15 protein-coding genes are annotated in these 25,201 nt (G+C 65.9%); 2 read left to right on the top strand and 13 right to left on the bottom strand.

Annotated features, from left to right (window positions below):
• Nucleotides 1–251 precede the first annotated feature (251 nt).
• Nucleotides 252–959, top strand: a complete 708-nt coding sequence (locus tag ACIOVF_RS25960; RefSeq protein ID WP_045200921.1) for an MgtC/SapB family protein — start codon at nt 252–254, stop codon at nt 957–959.
• On the opposite strand, the gene ACIOVF_RS25955 is transcribed toward ACIOVF_RS25960, so the two are convergent.
• Nucleotides 956–1,168 (bottom strand): hypothetical protein, encoded by a 213-nt coding sequence (locus ACIOVF_RS25955; protein WP_093382866.1) that lies wholly within the window; start codon nt 1,166–1,168, stop codon nt 956–958. The two genes, ACIOVF_RS25960 and ACIOVF_RS25955, sit on opposite strands and share 4 nt — an antisense overlap.
• Before the next feature lie 191 nt (nt 1,169–1,359).
• Here ACIOVF_RS25955 and ACIOVF_RS25950 point away from each other — a divergent pair, with 191 nt between their 5' ends.
• On the top strand, nt 1,360–2,271 hold the full coding sequence (locus ACIOVF_RS25950; protein WP_045200925.1) for a LysR substrate-binding domain-containing protein: 912 nt from the start codon (nt 1,360–1,362) through the stop codon (nt 2,269–2,271).
• An 85-nt stretch (nt 2,272–2,356) separates the two neighbouring features.
• Here the strand turns inward: ACIOVF_RS25950 and ACIOVF_RS25945 are convergent, their stop codons facing one another.
• The 12 genes from ACIOVF_RS25945 to ACIOVF_RS25890 form a co-directional block, all read right to left on the bottom strand.
• Nucleotides 2,357–3,397 carry an ABC transporter substrate-binding protein gene (locus ACIOVF_RS25945; protein WP_401293580.1) on the bottom strand — a complete coding sequence of 347 codons (1,041 nt, stop codon included), beginning with the start codon at nt 3,395–3,397 and terminating at the stop codon, nt 2,357–2,359.
• Nucleotides 3,398–3,451: 54 nt separating this feature from the next.
• On the bottom strand, nt 3,452–4,834 hold the full coding sequence (locus tag ACIOVF_RS25940; RefSeq protein WP_093382857.1) for an aspartate aminotransferase family protein: 1,383 nt from the start codon (nt 4,832–4,834) through the stop codon (nt 3,452–3,454).
• Nucleotides 4,831–6,270, bottom strand: coding sequence for an APC family permease (locus ACIOVF_RS25935; protein WP_195884096.1), 1,440 nt, complete (start codon nt 6,268–6,270; stop codon nt 4,831–4,833). Before ACIOVF_RS25935 ends, ACIOVF_RS25940 begins: the two co-directional genes overlap by 4 nt.
• 75 nt (nt 6,271–6,345) lie before the next feature.
• Nucleotides 6,346–7,839, bottom strand: a complete 1,494-nt coding sequence (locus ACIOVF_RS25930) for an aldehyde dehydrogenase (protein WP_401293576.1) — start codon at nt 7,837–7,839, stop codon at nt 6,346–6,348.
• Between the two features lie 16 nt (nt 7,840–7,855).
• Nucleotides 7,856–9,019: an acetylornithine deacetylase gene (argE, locus tag ACIOVF_RS25925; RefSeq protein WP_401293574.1), complete on the bottom strand. Its 1,164-nt coding sequence runs from the start codon at nt 9,017–9,019 to the stop codon at nt 7,856–7,858.
• A complete protein-coding gene (locus tag ACIOVF_RS25920; protein ID WP_401293571.1) occupies nt 9,012–9,686 on the bottom strand; it encodes a DUF1028 domain-containing protein in 675 nt (224 codons plus the stop codon). Before ACIOVF_RS25920 ends, argE begins: the two co-directional genes overlap by 8 nt.
• Nucleotides 9,687–9,696: 10 nt before the next feature.
• Entirely contained in the window at nt 9,697–10,107 is a 411-nt protein-coding gene (locus ACIOVF_RS25915) for a RidA family protein (RefSeq protein WP_003201555.1), read from the bottom strand.
• The gene (locus tag ACIOVF_RS25910; RefSeq protein WP_401293567.1) at nt 10,107–11,423 is read right to left on the bottom strand and encodes a flavin-containing monooxygenase; all 1,317 of its coding nucleotides are present in this window, start codon (nt 11,421–11,423) and stop codon (nt 10,107–10,109) included. Before ACIOVF_RS25910 ends, ACIOVF_RS25915 begins: the two co-directional genes overlap by 1 nt.
• Before the next feature lie 175 nt (nt 11,424–11,598).
• Nucleotides 11,599–12,786 (bottom strand): HlyD family efflux transporter periplasmic adaptor subunit, encoded by a 1,188-nt coding sequence (locus ACIOVF_RS25905; RefSeq protein WP_195884100.1) that lies wholly within the window; start codon nt 12,784–12,786, stop codon nt 11,599–11,601.
• Complete coding sequence (locus ACIOVF_RS25900; RefSeq protein ID WP_401293564.1) at nt 12,776–14,947, bottom strand: type I secretion system permease/ATPase; 2,172 nt, start codon at nt 14,945–14,947, stop codon at nt 12,776–12,778. Before ACIOVF_RS25900 ends, ACIOVF_RS25905 begins: the two co-directional genes overlap by 11 nt.
• Complete coding sequence (locus tag ACIOVF_RS25895) at nt 14,937–16,211, bottom strand: TolC family protein (RefSeq protein WP_258597767.1); 1,275 nt, start codon at nt 16,209–16,211, stop codon at nt 14,937–14,939. The genes ACIOVF_RS25900 and ACIOVF_RS25895 overlap by 11 nt, the downstream gene beginning before the upstream one ends.
• The gene (locus ACIOVF_RS25890; protein ID WP_401293560.1) at nt 16,211–25,120 is read right to left on the bottom strand and encodes an Ig-like domain-containing protein; all 8,910 of its coding nucleotides are present in this window, start codon (nt 25,118–25,120) and stop codon (nt 16,211–16,213) included. Before ACIOVF_RS25890 ends, ACIOVF_RS25895 begins: the two co-directional genes overlap by 1 nt.
• Nucleotides 25,121–25,201 lie beyond the last annotated feature (81 nt).

The raw sequence follows: 25,201 nt of genomic DNA, 5'->3' as shown, positions 1-25,201 counted from the left end.
TAGCCCTAGTCGATTGCGACAGGTCCACACGGCGCGCTAGTTCAGCAGGTTCCCCCTGTCACTGGCACGCCGAACATGGCGGTCAGTGGCGATTCGCATCCCTTGTGGATGACAAATCCTCATTCTCCTTCCCGCACACCTTGCACCTTCACCGGTGTTCAAGGCCCGTGGCCCTGCGCATTCTCTTTGTTCACGTACATCGCCCACTGGCGATGACAACGCGGCGTATTGCCGTGGATTCGAGGTTTGCTATGGATTGGAAAGTATTTCTGCTGCGCGTCACCGTCGCGCTGGTACTCGGGGCGCTGATTGGCGCCGAACGTCAACTGCGTCAGCGCCTGACCGGCCTGCGCACCAATGCCCTGGTCAGCACCGGCGCCTGCCTGTTCGTGCTGATGACCCAGGCAGTGCCGGGCATGGCCGCCACCGACGCTTCACGGGTTGCCGCCTATGTGGTCTCGGGCATCGGCTTTCTGGGCGGTGGTGTGATCATGCGCGACGGCCTCAACGTACGCGGGCTGAACACCGCTGCGACGCTCTGGTGCACCGCCGCCATTGGCGTGCTGTGCAGCCTGGGGCTGTTGCTGGAGGCGGCGCTGGGCAGCTGCGTGGTGCTCTGCGCCAATATCCTGCTGCGCGACATCGCCCAGCGTCTGAATCATCAGGACGTGCTGCCGGCCAACGAGGCCGAGCAGCGCTTCGAGGTGCGCATCACCTGCCGCGCCGAGGATGAAATCCAGGTGCGCAGCCTGATGCTGCACAGCTTCGGCAACGGCGGCCTGCGCCTGCAGTCGCTGCACAGTGAAGACCTGGCCAACCCGGCCAAGTTGGAAGTACGCGCCGAGCTGATGGGCAGCCCCGATGCGCCCACCCAGCTGGAACGCCTGGTCAGCCGGGTGAGCCTGGAGAAAGGCGTCAGCTCGGTGCGCTGGCAAGTGCACGAGCTGAGCGCCGATTAGCGGCGTTCGTCCGACAGCGGGGTCGGCTGGTCGGGTTCGGGCAGGCGATCGTCCAGGGGCTGGTCGTCGGGCACCCGCTCGACGTCCTCGGGCTGGTCGCGCCGCTGCGGGTCAGAGACATTCGGGTCGCTGAGCGGATCGTGCTCGCGTTGCGGGTTGTTCAGCGGATCTTTCCACAGGGGTTCATCGTCGGGACGTGGCTGGCTCATGGCAGTTACCTCGCAAGAGCGGCGCAACAAATGCGCGCCGTACAGGTTCGAGGCTGTGCGCGGGTCCGCAGTGCCACCCAGGCGATCAACGGCAGGCCCGGGTAAATATGCTCAATGGCCAGCAAAATCCGCTGCAGCACCGGGCCGTCCTGGGGGTATCGTGTAGCAAAATAATCAGCCAGAGGTGCACTGTGGCGTCCTATACCTTGCGTCAACTGAAGTATTTCGTCACCACCGTTGAATGCGGCAGCGTCGCCGAGGCGTCGCGCAAGCTGTACATCGCCCAGCCGTCGATTTCCACGGCGGTCAAGGGCCTGGAAGACAGCTTCGGCGTGCAGCTGTTCATCCGCCATCACGCCCAGGGCGTGTCGCTGACCCCGGGTGGCGCACGCTTCTACCGCAAGGCCCAGGAACTGCTGCGCATGGCCCGCGAGTTCGAGCAGAACGCCCTGGCCGACAACGACGTGGTCTGTGGCCAGATCGACATCGGCTGCTTCGAGACCGTCGCCCCGCTCTACCTGCCGCGCTTGATCGCAGGCTTTCGCCAGCGTTTTCCGGGGGTGGAGATCCGCCTGCAGGACGGCGAGCAGCAGGAACTGGTGCAAGGCCTGACCGGCGGGCGCTTCGACCTGGCGATCTTCTACGAACATGACCTGGACAGCACCATTGAAACCGAAGCCCTGACCGCGCCCCAGCGCCCCTATGCGCTAGTGCCGGCGGGCCATCGCTTTGCCGGGCAGAAGCAGGTCTCGATCAGGGACCTGGCGCTGGAGCCGATGATCCTCCTCGACGTGCAGCCCAGCCGCACTTACTTCGTGAGTATTTTCGAAGAACTGCAGCTGAGCCCGAACATCGTCTTCAGCTCGCCGTCGATCGAGATGGTCCGCGGCATGGTCGGCCAGGGCTTTGGCTTTGCCCTGCTGGTGACCAAGCCCCATGGCCACAGCACCTATGATGGCCAGGAAGTGGTCTGTGTGGAGATTGCCGAGGATGTCACAGGCTCCGCGCTGGTGGCCGGCTGGCTCAAGCGTGCGCAGCTGACCAAGCCTGCGCAGTTGTTTGTCGATTACTGCAAGGAGCAGTTTGCTGCCTGGCTGGCTTAGGGTTCTACAGCATCGCGGGTCAAGTCGAGGCGTCGCACCGCCGCTCCCACATTATCTGTGGGAGCGGGCTTGACCCGCGATGAATTCAGCGCGCCGCCCAGGCGTTGAAGCGCTGCTCCAGCTCCTCGCCATGGTCCACCCAGAACCCGGCATCCACCGCCCGCGCCCCGGCCAGGTTGGCCTCGGCGGTCGGCAACTGTTGCTGGACATTCGCCGGCAGCAGCTTCAGCGCCTCGCGGTGCACCGGCCCGTAGGGTATCTCCTCGGAAAACACCTTCTGGGTTTGTGGCTGGCTGGCAAAGGCAATGAAGTCCTCGGCCAGGGCCTTGTTCGGCGTGCCCTTGACCACCGCCCAGTATTCCGGGTCGTACAGGCTTTGCGGCCAGACGATACTGAGCTTCATGCCCTCTTTCTGCGCCGAGGCGATCCGGCCGTTGTAGGCCGCGCTCATGACCACGTCACCGGCAATCAGCCACTGCGCCGGTTGCGCGCCGGCTTCCCACCACTGGATATTGCCCTTGATCTGGTCCAGTTTGGCAAAGGCGCGGCTCACCCCTTGCGGCGTACCGAGCACTTCATACAGCTGCTCGGGCTTGACCCCGTCGGCGAGCAAGGCGATCTCCAGGGTGTACTTGGCACCCTTGCGCAAGCCGCGCTTGCCGGGGAAGTCGGCAACGTTCCAGAAGTCGGCCCAGGAACTCGGCGCCTTGGCCAGCTTGCCGTTGTCATAGGCCATGACCATCGACCAGACGTAGGTGGCCACCCCGCATTCGCTCAGGGTACCCGGGACGAACTGCGCCGGGTCGCCGAAGCGCGCCGGATCGAGACGCTCGAACAGGCCTTCGTCACAGCCGCGCAACAGCTCCGGGCTCTCGACCTCGACCACGTCCCAGCTGGTATGGCCGACATCGACCATGGCCTTGATTTTCGACAGCTCACCGTTGTACTCACCGGCAACCACGCGTCCTGCGCCGCTGGCGTTGAAAGGTTGGAAGTAGGCCTTGTCCTGGGCCTGCTTGGTGGCGCCGCCAAAGGAGATGACGGTGAGGTTCTGCGGCGTAGCCGACACCGCGCTGCACAGCACAACCAGGGCAAAGGGAACACAGCAACGCAAGGATCTGGACATGAAGCGGTTCCTCTAATAGGCCGGCACGCCCGCGCGCGCCGGCCACTTTTGGGTTTACAGGCGACCGAATTCGCGGGCGGTACGGTCTACAGCGGTACGGGTCTTGTCGACCAGTTCATCGATGTCGGCGTGGCTGGCCACCAGGGCCGGGGCCATGATCATCCGGCCTAGGGTCGAGCGAATGATCAGGCCCTCTTCAAAGCCGAGGGTGCGGCAACGCCAGGCCATGTCGTTTTCGTTGGCAAAGCGCTTGCGGCTGGCCTTGTCTTCGGCGAACTGCAAGGCCGCAACCAGGCCTGCGCCCTGCACCTCGCCAATCAGCGGGTGGTTGCCGAACACTTCGCGCAGGCAACGCTGCAGGTAGGGGCCGGTCTCGTGCTTGACGCGGCTGACGATGCCTTCGTCGCGCAGCGCCTTGAGGTTGGCAATTGCTACCGCTGCCGCCACCGGGTGACCGGAATAGGTCAGGCCGTGGGCGAATACCCCGCCCTGCTCCACCAGCACCTCGGCCATGCGCTTGGACAGAATCAGGCCGCCCATGGGGATGTAGCCGCTGGTCAGGCCCTTGGCGATCGACAGGGTGTCGGGCTCGAAACCAAAATGCTGGTGGGCGAACCACTCGCCGGTGCGGCCAAAGCCGCCGATGACTTCATCGGCGCACAGCAGCACGTCGTACTGCCGGCAGATGCGCTGAATTTCTGGCCAGTAGCTTTCTGGCGGGAAGATCATGCCGCCAGCGCCCTGGAAGGGTTCGGCAACAAACGCAGCGACGTTGTCGGCGCCAAGTTCGAGGATCTTCTCTTCCAGTTGGCGCGCCGCGCGCAGGCCGAACTCGGCCGGGGTCAGGTCGCCTTCGTGGGCAAACCAGTACGGCTCGTCAATGTGCGCAACATCGGGGATCACCCCGCCCATGTCATGCATGAACTTCATCCCGCCCAGCGCTGTGGCGCCCAGGGTCGAGCCGTGGTAGCCGTTCCAGCGGCCGATCATGATCTTCTTCTGCGCCTTGCCGAGGATCTGCCAGTAGCGGCGCACGGTACGGATCAGCACCTCGTTGGCCTCGGAGCCGGAGTTGGTGTAGATCGCGTGGCTGTAGTGCGCCGGCAGCAGGCTGAACAGCAGCTCCGAGAGCTCGACCACCGCCGGGTGGGTGGTGTGGAAGAACATGTTGTAGTACGGCAGTTGCTCCAGCTGCTGGCTGGCGGCTGCGGCCAGGTCCTTGCGGCCATAGCCGAGGTTGGTACACCACAGCCCCGACATGCCGTCCAGGTAGCGCTTGCCGTCGTTGTCCCACAATGCCAGGCCTTCGCCACGGACGATCACCCGCGGGCCTTCGGCGTTCAGTGCTTTCTGGTCGAGAAAGGCATGAATGTGGTGCGCGGCATCCGCTGCCTGGTAATCGCCGGTGCTACGGGCAGGTTTGACGTGAGCGGTCATTGCGAATCTCCTTGCGGGTCTTTATCGGTTTGAGTGCCCAGCACGCTTGCCAGCGGCTCGGGCTTGAACAGTGGCTTGCCCATCACGCCCTTGATCCACAGCACGGCGATGATCGAGACGATCAGCAGCACCAGGCCTGCGTAGGCAAAAATCGAAAAGGTCATGTCCGGGCTGGGCGAGACGTTCCAGATCGCAAACAGCATGCCGGCGATGCCGAACAGCTGCGGCAGCGGGTAGAACGGCGTGCGGAACGGCCGCGCCACCTGCGGGTAGCGCCGGCGCAGGGCAATGACGTTGACGTGGGTGATGATGTAGGCCAGCAGCCAGGCCAGGGCGGCCGACAACAGCAGCTGGTTGATGGCATCGGCATGGTCGTGCATCAGCAGCAATGGCAGGCCGGTGACTGCGGCAATGAACAGCACCGCCACCCAGGGCGCGCCGGTGCGCTTGCCCTGGCGCTTGAACACGCCGAAGGCCTGGCCGTTGCGGGCCATGCCATAGAGCATGCGCGGGATCGCCGCCAGCGAACTGTTGAGGGTGCTGCAGGTGGCGGTGATCGCGGCGGTAACCAAAAACACTTTGCCGGCCTCCCCGAACACCGTGGTGGCGAACAGGTAATGCGGCAGGCCGTTGCTGGCCAGCTCCGCCTGCGGCACGGTGAGCAAGGCGCCCAGGCCGTACAGGCAGATGATCACGAAGATGATGGTCAGGCCGAGCATCATCGAGCCCGGGATGTTGCGCTCCGGGCGGCGGGTTTCTTCTACCAGCGGGCAGACGAACTCGGCGCCGACAAAGCCCCACACCGCCATCGCGGTCAGGGCGATCACCCCCAGGCCCAACGGGTTCCAGTGGGCGCTGTCGAACAGCGCCGGGTTGGGCGCGACGATGTCGCTGTTCATCGCGCTCAGGCCCATCACCAGCAGCACCACGGTCATCACCACCGCCAGCACGGTTTGCAGGCGGGCGAAGATATCGATGTTGAACAGGTTGAGCACAGTGAACAGCGCCAGTACACCCAGGGCCACGGTAAGCGGTGGCATCGAGTGTGGGTAGACCTTGTCGATGATGAACTCCATCAGCAACAGCTCGGCCGACAGCGCGAACATCGCCACCACGATATAGCCGGAAAAGGTCGCAAGGATCGCCGGGAACTGGCCGATGGCGACTTCGGTGTAGCTGCTCAGGCTGCCGGCGCGGGGGATCATCAGCGCCAGTTCCGAGAACGAACAGGCGTAACTCAGGGCCAGCAGGTAAGCCAGGCCCAGCGGCACGATAAAGCCCAGGCCGGCGATGCCGACGCCTTGCAGCATCAGCACCATGACGCCCTGGGACACCACCAGGCCGATGGCCACCGCCAACAGCGCGGTAAGGCCGAGTTTCTTGCGACTTGCAGGCGGCGCCAGGGCGCCGGTTTGCACGCTTGCATTGCTGTTCATCGGGTGCTCCGAATTGTTGTTATTAGGTATTGCCTGTGCTGGCCTCATCGCTGGCAAGCCAGCTCCCACAGGCCTTTAGCCACGCAGCTGGATCCAGGTGGTTTTAAGCTGCGTGTACTTGTCGAACGAATGCAGCGACAGGTCGCGGCCAAAGCCCGACTGCTTGCCGCCGCCAAAGGGCACGCAGACGTCCAGGGCATCGACGGTATTGACCGACACCGTGCCGGCATTCAGCCGCCGGGCGACGCGGTGGGCGCGGTTGAGGTCGTCGGTCCACAGCGACGCCGCCAGGCCATAGATGTGATCGTTGGCCATGGCCACCGCCTGGTCTTCGTCATCGAACACGCTGACCGCCAGCACCGGGCCGAACACTTCTTCGCGGGCCAGGGTCATGTCGGCGGTGACGCCGGTGAAAATCGTCGGCTCGATGAAGTTGCTCGAACCGTCGAAACTCAGCTGTCGACCACCACACACCAGTTGCGCGCCTTCAGCCTGGGCCTGCTCGATGTAGTGCATGATTCGCTGCGCCTGGCGGCTGTCGACGATGGCCCCGGCGCGGCTTGCCGGGTTCAGCGGGTTGCCCGGCAGCCACTGGCGCGCCTTGACGATCAGCCGCTCGATGAACGCTTCGGCGATCGAGCGTTGCAGCAGCAGGCGCGAGTTGGCCGAGCAGACTTCGCCCTGGTTGAAGAAGATGCCGAACGCGGCTTTCTCGGCCGCCAGGTCCAGGTCCTGGCAATCGGCGAACACCAGGTTCGGGCTCTTGCCGCCGCATTCCAGCCACACCTGCTTGAGGTTCGACTGCGCGGCGTATTGCATGAAGTACTTGCCGACTTCGGTGGAGCCAGTAAACACCAGGGCATCGACGTCCATGTGCAGGCCCAGGGCGCGACCGGCCTCCTCGCCCAGCCCCGGCACCACGTTGAGTACGCCCTTGGGCAGGCCCGCTTCAATCGCAAGTTCTGCCAGGCGCAGCGCCGAAAACGGCGATTGCTCGGCGGGCTTGAGCACCACGCTGTTACCGGCGGCCAACGCCGGGGCGAGTTTCCAGGCGGCCATGTCCAGCGGGAAATTCCACGGCACCACCGCCCCGATCACCCCCAGTGGCACGCGGGTGATGGTCGCCAGGGCATTGCTGGCGGTCGGCGCCACCTGGTCGTAGAGCTTGTCGAGGCTTTCGCCGTACCAGGCAAAGACATGGGCCGCGCCCGGCACGTCGATGTTCCAGGCATCCATCACCGGCTTGCCCATGCTCAGCGAGTCGAGCAAGGCCAGTTCGGCGCGGTGCTCGAGCATCAACTGCGCCAGGCGCAACAGCACGGCCTTACGCTCGCCGGGCGCCATCTTTGCCCAGGGACCTTGTTCGAAGGCCTGGCGGGCGCTGCGCACGGCCAGGTCAACCTCGGCCTGGCCGCAAGCGGCGACCTGGGCCAGCAATGTGCCGGTGGCCGGGTTGATCACCTCGAATCGTGCGCCGCTTTCGGCCTGACAGGCCTCGCCTTGAATAAATGCGCTGTCGATCAGGCGCTGCTGTTGCGCCAGGCTGGTCCACTGGTTGAAATCGTTCACTGCAGACTCCTTGTTGTTATCCGTTGTTGGAGAGGTATTCGGCCAGGCGATCCATCAGGCGGTCACAGGCCGCCATCTGCTCGACGCTGACAAATTCATCCGGCTTGTGACCCTGCTCCATGCTGCCCGGCCCGCACACCACCGCCGGGATTCCGGCCTCATCGAACAGGCCGCCTTCGGTGCCAAAGGCCACGGTGCTGAAGGCATCGCTGCCACACAGCTGCGCGACCAGTTGCGCTGCGCCGCTCTCAGGTGCGGTGGCCAGGCCCGGGTAGGCCGAGAGTGCTTCGAAGCGGATCGCCGTGTCAGCCTTGATCGCCTGCATGGCCGGCAGCAGGGTGTGCTGCGCGTAGGTGTGCAGCTCGTCCACCACCGCCTGCGGTTCGAACGCCGGCAAGGCACGCACCTCAAAGTCGAAGCGGCAATCGGCCGGGACGATGTTCAGCGCCGTACCGCCCTGGATCACCCCGACCTGCACGGTGGAAAACGCCGGGTCAAAGCGTTGGTCGTGATGCTGCGGCGCGGCCAGGCGCTGGCCGATCTCGCCCAGGCGAGCGATCAGCCGCGCCGCCTGCTCGATGGCGTTGACGCCATAAGGCGCATAGGCCGAATGGCACGGCGCGCCGTGTACATGGCAACGCATGGCCAGCTTGCCCTTGTGGCCAAGCACTGGTTTGAGCTGGGTCGGCTCGCCAATCAGGCACAAGGCCGGTTGCGCGATGCGCTGGGGCAGTACCTCGAGCAGGCTGCGTACGCCCAGGCAGCCGACCTCCTCGTCATACGAGAACGCCAGGTGCACCGGCCGGCGCAGCGGGCTTTTAAGAAACACCGGCACCGCTGCCAGTACCGAAGCCAGGTAGCCTTTCATGTCGGCGGCGCCGCGGCCGTACAGCTTGCCGTCACGCTCGGTGAGGCTGAACGGCTCGACTGTCCACGCCTGGCCGTCCACCGGCACCACATCGGTATGGCCCGACAGCACCACACCGCCCGCCACTGCCGGGCCAATGCTGGCCAGCAGGTTGGCCTTGGTCCGCTGCGGGTTGTAGATCAGCTCGCAGCTCACGCCCAGGCCGTGCAGATAGTCGCGGACGAACTCGATCAAGGCCAGGTTCGAATCGCGGCTGACCGTGGCAAAGCCGATCAGGCTGGCCAACAATGCACGGCTGCGCAGCTCACTCATCGCCCGGCACTCCGTAGCTTGGCGCCAGGGTCGGGTTGAGGGCGCGGGTCAGGTAGTCCTGCAACTGCGGCTCATAGGCGTTCCAGAGCTTGCCCAATTCGCCGATGGGGTTGTCCTCAGCCCAGTCGACGCGCAGGTCAACGATCGGCCAGACCAGCTCGCCGACCACCGACAGCGCCGCCGAATGCACCGCCCCGGCTTCGCCGCCGGCGTCCTGGCCGGCCTCAAGGGCGGTCAGCAAACGCGCGGCCAGGCAGCCTTCGCTGCGCTCGAAGGCCTCGACCATGCGCTCGATCACCGCGCTGTTGGCCAGCAGGTTGCCGGCGGCCACGCATTGTTCGCCGGCCACGGCATGGTTGATGCCCAGCGCATGATTGCCGCTGAACACCGCGGTGCGGCCCTGGGCATCGACCACTGCCACCTGGCGGTACTGGCTGTAGCCGTTGCGGGTCAAGGCGCGGTCCAGGGCCTGGTGCGGCGCCAGGCCTTCGTCCAGGCCATCGAGGATCTGCGGGCCGAGGGCCGGCAAGGTGATGTTCTGGCTCGACACCGCACCGACGCCTGAGCGCAGCCACGGGCAGCGAGCACCAACGGCGATGCTTGAAGAGCTGATGGCAATGCCCAGCTGGCCGGTTTCGGCGCAGCGGCCAACGATGGAGAAGGTCATGGCACGCTCCTTATTCGGGGATGACCGCGATCACGTCGATTTCCATCAGCCACTGCGGCTGGCCGAGGGCGCTGACCACCAGGCCGGTGGAGATCGGGAACACGCCCTTGAGCCATTTACCGACTTCCTGGTACACCGGCTCGCGGTAGCGCGGGTCGATCAGGTAGGTGGTGGTCTTGACGATATGGCTGAGGTCGCTGCCGGCCTCCTCCAGCAGTTGCTTGACGTTGCGCATGGCCTGCTCGGCTTGCGCCCGCGGGTCACCCAGGCCGACCAGTTGGCCATTGAAGTCGGTACCCACCTGGCCGCGCACATACACGGTGTTGCCGGCACGCACGGCCTGGCACAGGTCGTTGTCCAGGGTCTGGTTGGGGTAGGTGTCTTTGGTGTTGAACATGCGAATACGGGTATGAGTAGGCATCAACGGGCTCCCATGAGGCTGGCTGGTTGGCTGGACGCTTGCTGTTCGGCCTGGCGTTGCGAAGCGTCGCGGTAATTGAGGTAGGTGCGCTGTTTGGCGATGTGATCGGCGATGTGCTTGGCGTCGTGCCACACCCCCCAGATAAACGCCGAGCCGCGCCGCGACAGCCAAGGCAGGCCGACGAAGTACACCCCCGGCTCGCTGGACACGCCGCGCTGGTGCCGGGGCTTGCCGTTGTCCTTGAAGGCGTCGACCTGCAGCCAGCTGTAGTCCACCGAATAGCCGGTGGCCCAGATGATGGTGCCGACCTCGGCCTTGGCCAGGTCGAGTTCCAGCAACGGCTGGGTCAGGCATTGCGGATCAGGGAGAATTTCCCGCGCTTGCGGCTCTTGCGGCAGGTCCAGGCCATTGCGGGCAATGTAGGCGTCGGCGGCATCGAGCAGCGCCAGGTAGTTCTCGTCGCCGCGGGCGATGTTATCGGCCAGGTTGGCTTCAAAGCTGACCACGCCGTTATCAAAGCCCTTGGTCAGGCCGACCAGGGTCATGCCTTGTTGGGCCAGGCGGCGAAAATCCACGGTGTGGCCGCCGCGGGCACCGCTGACGGCGATAGTCACGTGCTCCTTGCCCGGCTGCATGGTCTCGGCATCCCACTCGCCGAGCACCCCCAGCCACCAGCAGAAGTCACGGTTGCGGTAGGCCCGTGGCGGCCGGTCGTGGGCGCCGACCGAGAGGTACACCTGCTTGCCGGCGCGCTGCAGTTCATCGGCGATCTGCACCCCCGATGAGCCGGCGCCAACCACCAGCACCGCGCCTTCAGGCAACTGCTGCGGGTTGCGGTAGGCGGCCGAGTGCATCTGCAATACGTTCGACTGCTTCGGCGCAATCGGCGGGATCACCGGGCGCTGGAACGGGCCGGTGGCAACTACCACCTGCTGGGCCTCGATCAGGCCATCGCTGGTGTGCACGGTGAACCCCGGACGATCGCTGTTGCGCAGCACCTGGGTAACTTCGACGCCAGTGCGGATCGGTGCGTTGAATTTGCGCGCGTAGGCTTCGAAGTAATCGGCCACCTGGTCTTTACCAGCGAAGGCGTCCGGGTCGAGGCCGTCGAACTCCAGGCCCGGGAAGCGGTCGTGCCAGGCCGGCCCATTGGCCACCAGCGAATCCCAGCGACCGGTGCGCCAGGCTTCGGCGATACGGTTGCGCTCCAGCACCAGGTGCGGCACGCCCAGGCGGCTCAGGTGTTCACTCATGGCCACGCCGGCTTGCCCGGCGCCCACTACGAGCGTATCGATCTTGGTTTTATTGATTGTCATGTCTGCGCCCTACTGAGTTGTCCCACGCGGGTGGCCGTGGGAGGGTGTAGGTCGCATTCTGGGAGAGCGCGAAGAAAGGCGAAATTATGATTTTTGTGGTTGTTGGAGAGTAAAAAACTAAGGGCTGCGTTGCAGCCCTTCGCCGGCAAGGCCGGCTCCCACAGGAACCAGCTAGCTAGTAAAGGCGCGCTTTGACCAGCGGCCTGATCAGATAATTGAGCACTGTGCGCTTGCCGCTGAGGATATCCACCTCGGCAACCATGCCGGGAATGATCGGCAGCACCTCATCGCCCTTCTTCAGCTGGCTGCCGTCGGTTTTGATCAGCACCTGGTAGTACGACTCTTTGCCGCGCGGGGTGTCTTCCTCGATGGTGTCGGCGCTGATCTGCTCCAGGGTGCCCTTGAGGTCGCCATAGATGGAGAAGTCGTAGGCGGTGATCTTGACCTTGGCCGGCATGCCCGGCACCAGGAAGGCCACGTCCCGCGGCTTGATTCGCGCCTCGACCAGCAGGCGCTCCTCTACCGGGATCACCTCCATGATCGCCTCGCCCGGCTGGATCACCCCGCCGCGGGTGTTGATCAGCACAGTGTTGACCCGCCCGCGCACCGGCGACAGGATCTCGGTGCGGCGCAACTGGTCCTGGCGCTGCTGGATGATCGGCTCCAGGGCGCTGAGGTCGGCCTTGCGCTGCGAGCGTTCGGTGTAGGCGTCCTGGAAGTAGGTGTTCTTCAGCTCGGTGAGCTTGCCGTTGAGGGTGGCGATGTCCTGGCTGAGTTTCAGTGCCTCCATCTGGCTGACCGCGCGCTTGGCCACCAGCGGGCGCACAAGGTCGAGCTGGCTCTGGGCCAGGCGGATCTGCGCCTGGATCGAGCGGGTGTTTTCCAGCAACTTGCCGCGCCGCGACTTGAACAGCTCGCGCTCGGAGCGCGCCAACGGGCTGTCGGGGTCGACCCCGGGGCCGAACTCGATGCGTTCCTTGCCCAGCACCTCGGCATCCAGGCGGGCAATCGCCGCGCGCAGGCCGTCGGCCTGGTTGGTCGACTCCTGGACGTTGGTCAGAAAGCGCGTTTCATCCAGGCGCACCAGCGGCTGGCCAACCTCCACCAGCTCGCCCTCCTTGACCAGCAGGCGGTCGAGGATGCCGCCTTCCAGGCTCTGGATCTTCTGGATGCGGCTGTACGGCACCACCCGACCATCGCCACGGGTGACCTCGTCGAGCTCGGCCCAGGCCGCCCAGGCGATAGCGATGAGGATGCAGGCCAGCAACAGCCACAACAGCGGCCGGTACACCGGGTGGGTCACCGCCAGCAGCGGGTCGGCCAGCTCGCGGCGCAGTTTCGCCGCCTTGCGCTCAGAGTCCATGTGCACCTCCTGCGGCCTGTGGGGCCTGTACCTGACTGCCCTGCACCACCTGGTCCAGCGGGCCATCCATGATCACCCGGCCCTGGCGCAGCACCACCGCGCGCTCGACCAGGGCAAGCATGCTTTTTTTGTGCGTGGTGATGATCAGGGTACGTTTGCCCAGCCATTGCTGCAGGTAGTCGATCACCTGTTTTTCGCTGCTCTGGTCGAAGGCTGCAGTGGGTTCGTCGAGCAGCAGTATTGGCGGGTCTTGCAGCAGTACCCGGGCCAGGCCCACGGCCTGGCGCTGGCCGCCAGACAAACTGGCGTTGCCCTGCAGCGGCATGTCCAGGCCCAGCGAATGGCTGCGCACGAAAGCGCCGAGGCCGACGCCGTCGAGGGTTTCCAGCAGTTCGTCATCGCTCAGGGCGGCGCTTTCGAGGTTGAGGTTGTCGCGCAGGCTGCCCTGGAACAACGCCACCTCCTGGGGCAGGTAGCCAATACCGCGCTGGCGGTCGGCCGGGTCGATCTGGCTGAGGGCGACGTCATCGAGCAGCAGGCGCCCGGCCTGGGCATCGAGCAAGCCGCTGAGCAGGCGCAGCAGGGTCGACTTGCCGGCGCCGTTGCCGCCCAGCAGCGCTACCCGCTCGCCGGCCTGGATGGTCAGTGCCTGAATGTCCACCACCGGCGGGCTGTCACCGTGGCTCAGGCGCACGCCTTCAAGGCGAAAGTGCCCGTGCAGGTGCGGCTTGTGCACGAAGCGCTTGCCCTGGGGCCGCTCCTGCTCGGCGGCCATCAACTGGTCGAGGCCTTCCATGGCCACCTTGGTGTGCTGCCAGCGCCCGAGAATGCCAGCCGCCTGGGACAGCGGCGCGATGGCTCGCGAGGCGAGGATCGAACAGGCCACCAGGGCACCGACGGTCATCGCCCCTTCGCTGATGCGGTAGACACCGAACACCACCACGCCGACATAGCACAATTGCTGGACGATGCTCGAGGCGTAGCTCAGGCTCGAGGCCAGGGCGTGGGTTTTCATTGCCGTGCTTGAAAGCTCGCCGGTCAGGGTTTCCCACTGCTGCAGGCAACGGCCTTCGGCGCGGGTGGCCTTGACCGTTTCCAGGTGCTCGAAGGCTTCTAGCAGCACGCCGTTTTTCATCGCCCCTTCGCGCAGGTTCTGCCGCGACAGATTACCCAGCAGGCGCTGGGTCAGCAGCCCCGGCAGTACCATCAGCACACAGGCGACGATCGGAACCCAGACCACCTGGCCGCCGATCAGGGCAATGATCAACAAAAAGATCAGTACGAACGGCAAGTCGCTGATCAGCGCGGCGCTGGATGAGGTGAAGAACTCGCGCACCGACTCGAACTCGCGCACCTGGGTGCTGAAGGCGCCCATGGACGCTGGCTTGGCGGCGATCCGCGTGCTCAGCACCCGCGAGAACAACAAGCTGGAGAGCTGCAGGTCGAGGCGCTTGCCCAGCACGTTGAGCAAATGCCCGCGCATGATCCGCAGCACGCCGTCGAGGACAATCGCCAGGGCCACGCCGCTGGCCAGAATCCACAGGGTGTCGAAGGCGGCGTTGGGCACCACGCGGTCATACACCTGCATGGCGAACAGCGCCGAGGCAATCGCCAGGACGTTGGCCACCAGGGCGGCGGCGGCCACTTCGGCGTAAGAACGCCAGAGCTTTTTCAGCGGGCCGAAAAACCAGTGCTCGGGCACCGCCCTGGCGTAATCCCCTACCCGCTCGTCGGCGCGAAACCGGCACTTGGCGAACACCGCCGTGCCGCTGTACAGCGCCGCCAGTTCAGCCAGGGGCAAACGCTCGCCGCCGCCATCGCTCTGCGGTACCAGCACCTGAGCGTGCTCAGCGTCGAGCTTGACCAGCACCAGGCTGCGCCCGTCGTTAAGCAGCAGCAGCGCGGGCAGCAGGTAGTTGTCCATCTGCGCCAGCGGCAGTTGATCGACCCGCGCGGTGATATCGGCGCGGCGCAACGCCCGGGCGACCATGCGCAGCGGCAGGCGGCCGTGCTCCAACGGCAAGCCGTCGACCAGCTCGGCATCGCCCAGCGGCCGCCCCAATTGCCGGCACAGCAACAGCAAGCCCTCGCGCAGCGGATCGTTGAGAGGGTCGTGGTTGAGCACCACGACGTTGTCGGCAATCCTGTTGTCAGCTTCCATTCAAGCGATTCTCCACCAGTGGGCCCAACAAGCCGACCTGTGCGGCCGCCCGGTACTCGATGCGTTTGCGTTCGATGTGCAGGTTGATCAGTTGCCGCTCGGCCTCGAAGCGTTCACGCTGGACGTTGAGCAGGTCGATCACATCGCGCCGGCCCACCTCGAACTGCTCGCGGTACAGCTCGCTGACCTGCGCCGACTCGGTGACCTGCTGCTGCAGCGACTTCTCCCGCCAACCCAGGGTTTCGCTGTTGTCGAACAAGGTCTGCAATTGGCGGCGGATGTCGCGCTGCATGGCATCGGCGGTAAAGCGCGCCGACTCCAGGCGTTGCTGCGCGGCGGTCGGGCGGCGGAAGTTGGACAGGCCCTGGAAGGTGTCCATGCGCAAGCGCAGGGCCACCACCGAGTCGCTTTCCGGATGCCCGCCGACTTCCCGGCGCAAGGCTGTGGCTTCGATATTCAGTTGCGGCAGCAACGACGCCTTGGCCTCGCGAACCTGGGCTTCGGCAACGTTGGCGTCTTCCAGCGCCTTGCGTTGCAAGGGCGCGTCGTGGATCACCCGGGTCAGGTCGCTTGAGGCCAGGTAGCGCTTGAGCGACAGCGGCTCGGGGTCGCTGAGGGCATCGGGTTCCTGGCCAACCAGGAGGGCGTACTGGTTGCGGGCATCCTGCAGGTTGCCCTTCTCCAGCGCCAGTTGCTCCTGGGCCCGTGCCAGTTCAAGGTTGGCGCGGTCCAGCTCGCTGCGGTCGGCATAGCCATCGCCGCCACGGTCCTCGGTCATCTGGCGGATGCCGCCGAGGCGCTGCAGGTGCTCGCGCACCGCCTCGACCCGGCGTTCGGCCGCCAGTACATCCAGGTAGGTCTCGACGATATCCAGCGCGGCATCGTCGCGGGCCACCAGCAGTGCCTCTGACAGTTTGCGCTGGGTGGCGCTGGCGCTGTCGACCTTGCTGTTGACCCGGCCCCAGTCATAGAGCATCTGCGAGGCGGTCAGGTCGTAGACCACATCGCCAAAATCGAACTCCTGCGGCCCGCCAGACACCGACACCGACGGGTAGTAGCCGCCTTTGGCAATCTCCACTTCAGTTCCGGCGCGATCGGCTTCGGCCATCGCCGAGCGCACCTCGGGGTGAATCGCCAGCCCTGCCCGGACCGCCTGGTCCAGTGGCATGGCTGGCGCAACCATCGGCAGGCCCAGCGCCAGCAGCCACAGAGCCACTTGCGCTTGCCGCCGTCCCTTGCGCGCGTACTGCATGCGCGCTGCCATCACACGACAACCTGAACCGTATTGTCCTCGACCAGCAAGATGTTGGCGCCAAAGGTGTAGACGTCGTAGTTGACGCCGTTGATCGCCTGGCTGGTCCCGGTGTTCACCGCCCCGACCACGTTCAGGGTGTCGTTGCTTTCACCGGTGATCTGCAGGGTGTTGTTGGCATCGGTAATGGCGTTGACCTCCGCTGCGGTCAGGGTCAGCACGCTGCCCGAATCGCCCTTGCCCAGGTCGATACGCTCGATATTGCTCAGCGTGCCGACCCCCACCGAGTTGTAGTCCAGGTCGATGCCGTTGGCGAACAACAGGGTATCGAAGCCCGCCCCGCCGTCGATGCTGACAAAGTTGGTGGCGGTGATCTGGATGGTGTCGTTGCCGTCACCCGCCACCACATGATCGCCGGTGCCGACGTTGAAGATCAGGTCGCTGCCGGCCCCGCCATTGATATGCTCGGAGCTGCCGTTGGCCCCCGCCATCACGTCGTCGCCGGCGGTGCCATTGACGTCGATCTGGCCAATGTTCAGCGACAGGCCGTTGGGCACCAGGGTGATGCCATAGGCAGCGCTGTCGTTGCCCTGACCATCGGTTGAGACAACGTTGAAGGAGATCTGCGAGCCAAGGTTGAGGATGTCGGTAATGTTCAGCCCCAACTGAGTGAGGACGCTCTGGCTCAGCAGGTTCAAGGCAAAGTGCCCAGTGCCATCGGCGTTGATTGGCAGCAATTCGACGTTCAGCACCGGGGTGATGACGCGAATCACCAGGCTGGAACCAGCCTCGGTGGTACCGCTGAAGCCAAACCTGGGGTTCAGCGGGTTGAGGCTGACATCGACCCCGAAGCCGCCGATGGTCACCGGCTGCTCGATGCTAGCGCCAATGCCGATGCTGGCGACGTTGCTCGGGTTACCGGCCGGATCGCGGCCGACCACCGAGACCTGGGCACTGAGCAGTTGGTCCCAGCTGAAGTCGATGTCCAGGTCAGTGAGCAGGTTCAGCGACGCCAGCCCGCTGTTGTCGGCGGTTACCGTTGCCGTTGCTATCACCCCGCCGACGTTCAGGGTCACCGTCAGTTCGGTGCCAGGTTCGGCAGAGATGGTCAGCAGGTTGCCGACCAGCGACAGCACCGGGGTGGCCGGTGGCACGGTGTCGATGGTGAACGGCGCCGGCGTCGAGGCGGCGCCGCCGTTGATGTCGGCGGTGACGGTTGAGGCGCCCTGCGGGAACGGCCCCTGCCCGCCTGGCGGGGTCAGGGTCAAGATTACGCTGCCAGCGCTGATATCACCGGCGGTCAGGGTATGGCTGACCTCGGCCTCGTAGCCGTTCTGGCCGGCGAACTTGACGGTGACCACCTGGCCGGCCTGCATGGTCGGCCGCACCGTGACGTTGACCTGGATGCCATCGCTGATTTCGGCAGCGTTGATCCAGGTATCGGCGGCTTCCGGCACGCTGATGGTTGGCGGCGCCAGGTCCGGGGCAATGACGCTGCCCGGGCCGCTGACGTTGCCGGCCGCATCCACCGCCACCGCCGACAGCAGCTCGCCGGTAATCAGTGGTGGTGCGAACGGCAGGCTGAAGTTGCCGCTGCCATCGACGTTGACCGTGATCGGGTTGGCGCTGTCGCCGTTGACCACGATGCGCACCTGGCTGTTGGCCTCGGCGGTACCGGTGAGCAACGCGCCGTCGGCACTGATGCTCAGCACCGGCGCGCCCGGTGCCACGCTGTCGACCGTGGTGGTTGCCGGCCCGCTGTCATTGCCGGCGGCGTCCTCGGCCACGGCATTGACCACGGTGCCGTTGGCCAGCGGGCTGGCTGGAGTGAAGCTCCAGTTGCCGCTGCCATCGGCGGTGGTCTGGCCAATCGGGTTGCCGCTGCCATCGGTGAGCGTGACCTTGGCGCCGATTTCGGCAGTACCGCTGATGACCGCGCCGTTGCTAGGGTTGATCACCGGTGCGGCAGGCGCCACGGCATCCACTGTGGTGCTAGCCGGGCCGCTGTTGTTGCCGGCGGCGTCCTGGGCCACGGCATTGACCACCGTGCCGTTGGCAAGTGGCGCGCCGGGGGTGAAGCTCCAGTTGCCGCTGCCATCAGCAGTGGTTTGACCGATCGGGTTGCCGCTGCCGTCAGTAAGGATGACCTTGGCACCGATCTCGGCGGTACCGCTGATGATCGCGCCATTGCTCGGGTTGATCACCGGTGCGCCAGGCGCCACCGCGTCAATGGTAGTGCTGACCGGCCCGCTGCTGTTGCCAGCGGCATCCTGGGCCAGCGCATTGATCACGGTGCCGTTGGCAAGTGGCACGCCTGGGGTGAAGCTCCAGTTGCCGCTGCCATCAGCAGTGGTTTGACCGATCGGGTTGCCGCTGCCGTCGGTGAGAATGACCTTGGCGCCGGCTTCGGCGGTACCGACAATGATCGCGCCGTTGCTCGGCTCGATTACCGGTGCGGCCGGCGCCACGGCGTCAACCGTGGTACTGACCGGGCCGCTATTGTTGCCGGCAGCATCCTGGGCCACGGCATTGATTACCGTCCCATTGGCCAATGGCGAGCCCGGAACAAAGCTCCAGTTGCCGCTGCCATCAGCGGTGGTTTGACCAATCGGATTGCCGCTGCCATCGGTAAGAATGACCTTGGCGCCGATTTCCGCGGTGCCGGTGATCACCGCACCATTGCTCGGGTTGATCACAGGTGTTGCAGGCGCCACGGCATCCACCGTGGTACTGCCCGGGCCACTGCTGTTGCCGGCAGCGTCCTGGGCCACGGCATTGACCACGGTGCCATTGGGCAACGGGCTGTCCACGGTGAAGCTCCAGTTGCCACTGCCATCGGCAGTGGTTTGACCAATCGGGTTGCCGCTGCCGTCGGTAAGGATGACCTTGGCACCCGCCTCGGCGGTGCCGCTGATCGCTGTACCATTGCTCGGATTGACCACCGGCGCGCCGGGCGCCACGGCATCAACCACCGTACTGGCCGGGCCGCTGTTGTTGCCGGCGGCGTCCTGCGCCACGGCGTTGACCACCGTGCCATTGGCCAACGGCGGCAGCGGTGTGTAGCTCCAGTTGCCGCTGCCATCGGCGCTGGTCTGACCGATCGGGTTGCCGCTGCCATCGGTGAGGATCACCGTGGCATTGGCTTCGGCAGTACCGACAACAACTGCCCCGTTGCTGGCATTGATCACCGGTGTTGCCGGTGCCACGGCATCCACCGTGGTGCTGGCCGGGCCGCTGCTGTTGCCTGCGGCGTCCTCGGCCACGGCGTTGACCACGGTGCCATCGGGCAGCGGCGTGCCTGGCACGAAGCTCCAGTTACCGCTGCCATCGGCGGTGGTTTCACCAATCGGGTTGCCACTGCCATCGGTCAGAACGACCTTGGCGCCGATTTCGGCGCTGCCGCTGATGACCACGCCGTTACTGACGTTGACCACCGGCACCGCAGGCGCCACGGCATCCACCGTGGTACTGCCCGGGCCACTGCTGTTGCCGGCAGCATCCTGGGCCACGGCGTTGATCACCGTGCCGTTGGGCAACGGGCTGGCCGGGGTGAAGCTCCAGTTGCCACTGCCATCGGCTGTAACCTGGCCAATCGGGTTGCCGCCGCCGTCAGTCAGGATGACCGTGGCACCCGCCTCGGCGGTCCCGCTGATGACTGCACCATTGCTCGGGTTGACGACCGGTGCGCCGGGGGCCACGGCGTCGACCGTGGTGCTGCCTTGCAGGCTGGTGTTGCCGGCAGCGTCCTGGGCTACGGCATTGACCACCGTGCCGTTGGCAAGTGGCGAGCCCGGGGTGTAGCTCCAGTTGCCGCTGCCATCGGCCGTCACCTGACCAATCGGGTTGCCGCTGCCGTCGGTGAGGATAACCTTGGCACCGGCTTCAGCAGTGCCGACGATGACCGCGCCGTTACTCGGGTCGATCACCGGCGCAGCCGGGGCCACCGCGTCAATGGTAGTGCTGACCGGGCTGCTGGTGTTGCCGGCCGCGTCCTGGGCCACGGCATTGATTACCGTGCCATTGGGCAAGGGGCTGCCTGGGGTGAACGTCCAGTTGCCGCTGCCGTCGGCCGTGACCTGGCCAATCGGGTTGCCGCTGCCATCGGTAAGGATGACCTTGGCACCCATCTCGGCGGTACCGCTGATGACCGCGCCATTGCTCGGGTTGATCACCGGCGCGGCAGGCGCCACGGCATCCACCGTGGTGCTGCCCGGGCCACTGCTGTTGCCAGCAGCATCCTGGGCCACGGCGTTGATCACCGTGCCGTTGGGCAACGGGCTGGCCGGGGTGAAGCTCCAGTTGCCACTGCCATCGGCGCTGGTCTGGCCAATCGGGTTGCCGCCGCCATCGGTGAGCAGGATGGTCGCGCCGGCTTCGGCAGTACCGCTGATCTCGGCGCCGTTGCTCGGCTCGACCAGCGGCGCCGCGGGCGCAACGCCATCAATCGTGGCAACCGCCGCCGCACTGTCGACCCCGCTGGGGTTGCGCGCCACGACATTGATCACGGTGCCGTCCGGCAGCGGCACACCGGGGGTGAAGCTCCAGTTGCCGCTGCCGTCGGCCGTCACCTGGCCGATCGGGTTGCCGTTGCCGTCGGTGATGATGAGGGTGTTGCCGGCATCGGCGCTGCCGCTGATGACCGAACCGTTGCTGGGGTCGATCTGCGGGATCGACGGCAACGAGGTATCCACGATAGTGCTAGCGGGCGCGCCGGTGTTGCCGGCCGCGTCGGTGGCGGTGACATTGACCACGGTGCCGTTGGGCAGTTGCGCACCGGGGGTGAACGTCCAGTTGCCGCTGCCATCGGTGGTGGTCTGGCCGATCGGGTTGCCGCTGGCGTCGGTCAGGGTAACGGTGCTGTTGGCCTCGGCGGTGCCGTTGAGGGTATTACCGTTGCTTGGGTTGACCACCGGCGCTGGCGGCGGCACGGCATCCACCGTGGTGGTGCCCGGGCCGCTGGTATTGCCGGCCGGGTCCTGGGCCACGGCATTGATCACCACGCCGTTGACCAATGGCGCAGCAGGCGTGAACGTCCAGTTGCCGCTACCGTCGGCGGTGGTCTGGCCGATCGGATTGCCACCACCATCGGTGATGATGATCCTGGCCCCCGCTTCGGCAGTGCCGCTGATGGTGTTGCCATTGCTCGGATTGATGACCGGTGCGCCCGGGGCAACGCTGTCCACGGTGGTGGCGGCCTGCAGGCCCGTGTTGCCAGTCGGATCGGTGGCGGTGGCAATCACCACGGTACCGTTGGCCAGCGGGCTGCCCGGGGTGAAGCCCCAGTTGCCGCTGCCATCGGCGGTCACCTGGCCAATCGGGTTGCCGCTGCCATCCTTGAGGACAACCGTGGCACCGGCTTCGGCGGTGCCGCTGATGGTGGCGCCATTGCTCGGGTTGATGACCGGGGCCGCAGGCGCCGAGCTGTCGACGGTGACGCTGGCCGGTGCGCTGAGGTTGCCGGCAGCATCCTGGGCGACAACGTTGACCACGGTGCCATCGGCCAGCGCCGAACCCGGGGTGTAGGTCCAGTTGCCGCTGCCGTCGGCAAAGACTTCGGCGATCGGGTTGCCGCTGCCATCGGTGAGAATGACTTTGCTATTGGCTTCGGCGGTGCCGCTCAGGCTGTTGCCGTTGCTCAGGTTGACCGTCGGGGCCGGCGGCGCGACGGCATCCACTACGGCAGAAGCCGGTGCGCCGGTGTTACCGGCCGGGTCGGTGGCCACCGCATTGACCACGGTGCCGTTGGGCAGCGGGCTGCCCGGGGTAAAGCTCCAGTTGCCGCTGCCGTCGGCGGTCACCTGGCCAATCGGGTTGCCGCTGCCATCGGTCAGGGTGACGGTGGCGCCGGCTTCGGCGGTACCACTGATGACGCTGCCATTGCTCGGGTTGAGTAGCGGCGCGCCCGGAGCGACGCTGTCTACCGTGGTGGCCGCTGGAGCACCGGTGTTGCCGGTCGGGTCGGTGGCCGTGGCCACCACCACCGTGCCGTTGGGCAACGGGCTGCCCGGGGTGAAGCTCCAGTTGCCGCTGCCGTCGGCCGTCACCTGGCCGATCGGGTTGCCGCTGCCATCCTTGAGCAGCACCGTGGCGCCGGCTTCGGCGGTGCCGCTGATGACGCTGCCGTTGCTCGGGTTGATGACCGGGGCAGCAGGCGCGGAACTGTCGACGGTGACGCTTGCCGGCGGGCTACTGTTGCCTGCCGCATCCTGGGCGAGCACATTGATCACCGTGCCATCGGCAATCGGCGTGCCCGGGGTGTAACTCCAGTTACCGCTGCCATCGGCGGTCACCTCGGCAATCGGGTTGCCGTTGCCATCGCTGATGATCACCTTGCTGTTGGCTTCGGCGGTGCCACTGAGGCTGCTGCCATTGCTCGGATTGATGGTCGGCGCCAGTGGCGCGACGGCATCGACAGTGACGCTGGCCAGGCCGCTGCTGTTGCCGGCGGCGTCCTGGGCCACGGCATTGATCACGCTGCCATCGGGCAACGCGGCGCCCGGAGTAAAGCTCCAGTTGCCGCTGCCGTCAGCAGTGGTTTCACCAATGGGGTTACCACTGCCGTCGCTGAGAATGACCTTGGCACCGGCTTCGGCAGTACCGCTGATGACCGCGCCATTGCTCGGATTGACCTGCGGTGCGGCCGGTGCCTGGGCATCGACGACAGTACCGCCGGGGGCGCTGGTGTTGCCGCTGGCGTCGGTGGCGGTGACGTTGACCACGGTGCCGTCGGGTAACGGGCTACCCGGGGTGAAACTCCAGTTGCCGCTGCCATCGGCGCTGGTTTGACCAATCGGGTTACCACTGCCGTCGGTCAGGATGACGGTCGAACCGGGTTCGGCAGTACCGCTGATGACACCGCCATTGCTCGGGTTGACCACTGGCGCCGCGGGCGCTACAGCGTCGACGCTGACCGTTGCCGGCACGCTGGTGTTGCCCGCCGCATCCTGGCTGACCACACTGACCACGGTGCCATCGGCAATTGGCGTGCTGGGGGTGTAGCTCCAGTTGCCACTGCCATCGGCGCTGGTCTGGCCGATGGGATTGCCGTTACCGTCGCGGATGATCACCGTGCTGCCTGGCTCGGCGCTGCCGCTAAGCTCGCTGCCATTGCTCGGGTTGACCGTCGGTGCGCCAGGCGCTACGCCATCGACGGTGACGCTGGCCGGGCCACTGATGTTGCCGGCGGCATCCTGGGCCACGGCATTGACCACGGTGCCATCGGGCAACGGCGTGGCCGGGGTAAAACTCCAGTTGCCGTTGGCATCGGCAGTGGCCTGGCCGATCGGGTTGCCGCTGCCGTCGGTCAGGGTGATGGTCGCCCCGGCTTCGGCGCTACCGCTGATCTCGCTACCGTTGCTCGGGTTGATCTGCGGCGCTGCCGGCGCCACGCCGTCGACGGTGATCGACGCCGGCGGGCTGCTGTGGCCGCTGGCATCCTGGGCCACCACAGTGACCACGGTGCCATCGGCCAGCGCCGTGCCTGGCGTAAAGCTCCAGTTGCCATTGCCGTCGGCGACCGTCTGGCCGATCGGGTTGCCATTGCCATCGGTGATCACCAGGGTTACGCCGGGCTCGGCAGTACCCGACAGCTCGCTGCCATTGCTGGCATTGACCTGGGGTGCATCCGGGTAATCGGGGGCCTGGACGCTGACGCCCGGGCTGCTGTTGCCGGCAGGGTCAGTGACCACCACGGTGACGGTCTGGCCATCGGTCAGCGGTGGATCAAGCGGCACCTGGAAGCTGCCATCGCTGCCGATCACCGCCGTGACATCCGGCTGGCCATCGCCATTGGTGTCGACACCAACGCTGGCACCGGGCTCGCCATTGCCGCTGACGCTGCTACCGTCGGGCGCCACTTCGACATCCGTGGGCGCCGCCGGGGCGGTGGTGTCCGGTGCGCTGGCCTGGGCTGGCGGGCTGCTGTTGCCGGACGGGTCGGTGATCACCACGGTCACCGTCTGGCCATTGGTCAGCGGTGGGTTAAGCGGCACCTGGAAGCTGCCGTCAGGGCCGATAATCACCGTGATGTCGGGATGGCCGTCGCCATCGGTGTCGATGCCCGCCGTGGCTCCCGGCTCGCCCTTGCCACTGACCAGGGTACCATCGGGGGAGACTTGCAGATCGCTTGCCGGCGCCGGTGCGGTGGTGTCCGGTGCGGTGATCTGGGTCGGCGGGCTGCTGTTGCCGGACGGGTCGGTGACCACCACGGTCACCGTTTCACCGTTGGTCAGTGGCGGGTTCAACGGTACCTGGAAGCTGCCATCGGCGCCGACCACCACGGTTGCATCAGGCTTGCCGTCGCCGTTAGTGTCGATGCCGACGGTAGCGCCCGGCTCGGCCTTGCCGCTCACCGAACTGCCGTCGGTGGCCACCTGCAACCCCGACGCTGCACCCGGCGCGGTGGTATCCACCGGTGGGGTTTCACTGCCGCCGCCACCACCACCGCCGCCACCGCCACTGTTCGACACCGCAACGCCCGCACCAATCACCGCCGCGCCCGCCAGCAGCATCCCCCCTACCCCTAGGCCGCCTGCGGTCGCACCGGCACCGGCGCCCCCGGCAGCGGTCAGCGAGTCAAAGCCTGCAGCGCTTTCCTGGGCGACATAGGTGGCCGCCAGGATGCCCTCTGCGGCAACCGGCGGCAGGCTAACCGCCACCAGCTTGCCTTCATGGACCAGGAACAGCTCACTGGGTGGCTGGCCTTCGGCGTAGAAATTGGCAATACGGACGCTCTCGCCGTTCTTGAGCTGCACCACCAGGTCGGCATCGCTTTTCGAATAGCTGGCAACCGCCTCGGGATCGATGTCGAGGGCGATTTCGCTGCTTTCGGTCAGTTTCAGGATGCCGTTGGTAGGGATTTCAGTGACAGCGGCGGACGAGACATTTTGATTGAGGGGGGAAACCTGCGCCTGGATCGACATGCTAGACAGTCCTTTTGCCCATAGATGACCGAAGGGGTCACACTGCTGCCTGAAGAAATAGCAGTTCTGGGAAAAAAAACG

It is taken from the genome of Pseudomonas sp. NPDC087612, from assembly GCF_044743505.1.
GTDB lineage: Bacteria > Pseudomonadota > Gammaproteobacteria > Pseudomonadales > Pseudomonadaceae > Aquipseudomonas.
Note: the sequence above shows the minus strand (reverse complement) of the source record. Positions and strands in the feature narration are given on the sequence as shown.

Coding starts and splice junctions, on each gene's coding strand:
- ACIOVF_RS25890 (WP_401293560.1), bottom strand. CDS start 25,120: ATGTCGATCCAGGCGCAGGTTTCCCCCCTCAATCAAAATGTCTCGTCC.
- ACIOVF_RS25910 (WP_401293567.1), bottom strand. CDS start 11,423: ATGACAATCAATAAAACCAAGATCGATACGCTCGTAGTGGGCGCCGGG.
- ACIOVF_RS25960 (WP_045200921.1), top strand. CDS start 252: ATGGATTGGAAAGTATTTCTGCTGCGCGTCACCGTCGCGCTGGTACTC.
- ACIOVF_RS25900 (WP_401293564.1), bottom strand. CDS start 14,947: ATGGAAGCTGACAACAGGATTGCCGACAACGTCGTGGTGCTCAACCAC.
- argE (WP_401293574.1), bottom strand. CDS start 9,019: ATGAGTGAGCTGCGCAGCCGTGCATTGTTGGCCAGCCTGATCGGCTTT.
- ACIOVF_RS25940 (WP_093382857.1), bottom strand. CDS start 4,834: ATGACCGCTCACGTCAAACCTGCCCGTAGCACCGGCGATTACCAGGCA.
- ACIOVF_RS25945 (WP_401293580.1), bottom strand. CDS start 3,397: ATGTCCAGATCCTTGCGTTGCTGTGTTCCCTTTGCCCTGGTTGTGCTG.
- ACIOVF_RS25905 (WP_195884100.1), bottom strand. CDS start 12,786: ATGGACTCTGAGCGCAAGGCGGCGAAACTGCGCCGCGAGCTGGCCGAC.
- ACIOVF_RS25895 (WP_258597767.1), bottom strand. CDS start 16,211: ATGGCAGCGCGCATGCAGTACGCGCGCAAGGGACGGCGGCAAGCGCAA.
- ACIOVF_RS25935 (WP_195884096.1), bottom strand. CDS start 6,270: ATGAACAGCAATGCAAGCGTGCAAACCGGCGCCCTGGCGCCGCCTGCA.
- ACIOVF_RS25920 (WP_401293571.1), bottom strand. CDS start 9,686: ATGACCTTCTCCATCGTTGGCCGCTGCGCCGAAACCGGCCAGCTGGGC.
- ACIOVF_RS25955 (WP_093382866.1), bottom strand. CDS start 1,168: ATGAGCCAGCCACGTCCCGACGATGAACCCCTGTGGAAAGATCCGCTG.
- ACIOVF_RS25915 (WP_003201555.1), bottom strand. CDS start 10,107: ATGCCTACTCATACCCGTATTCGCATGTTCAACACCAAAGACACCTAC.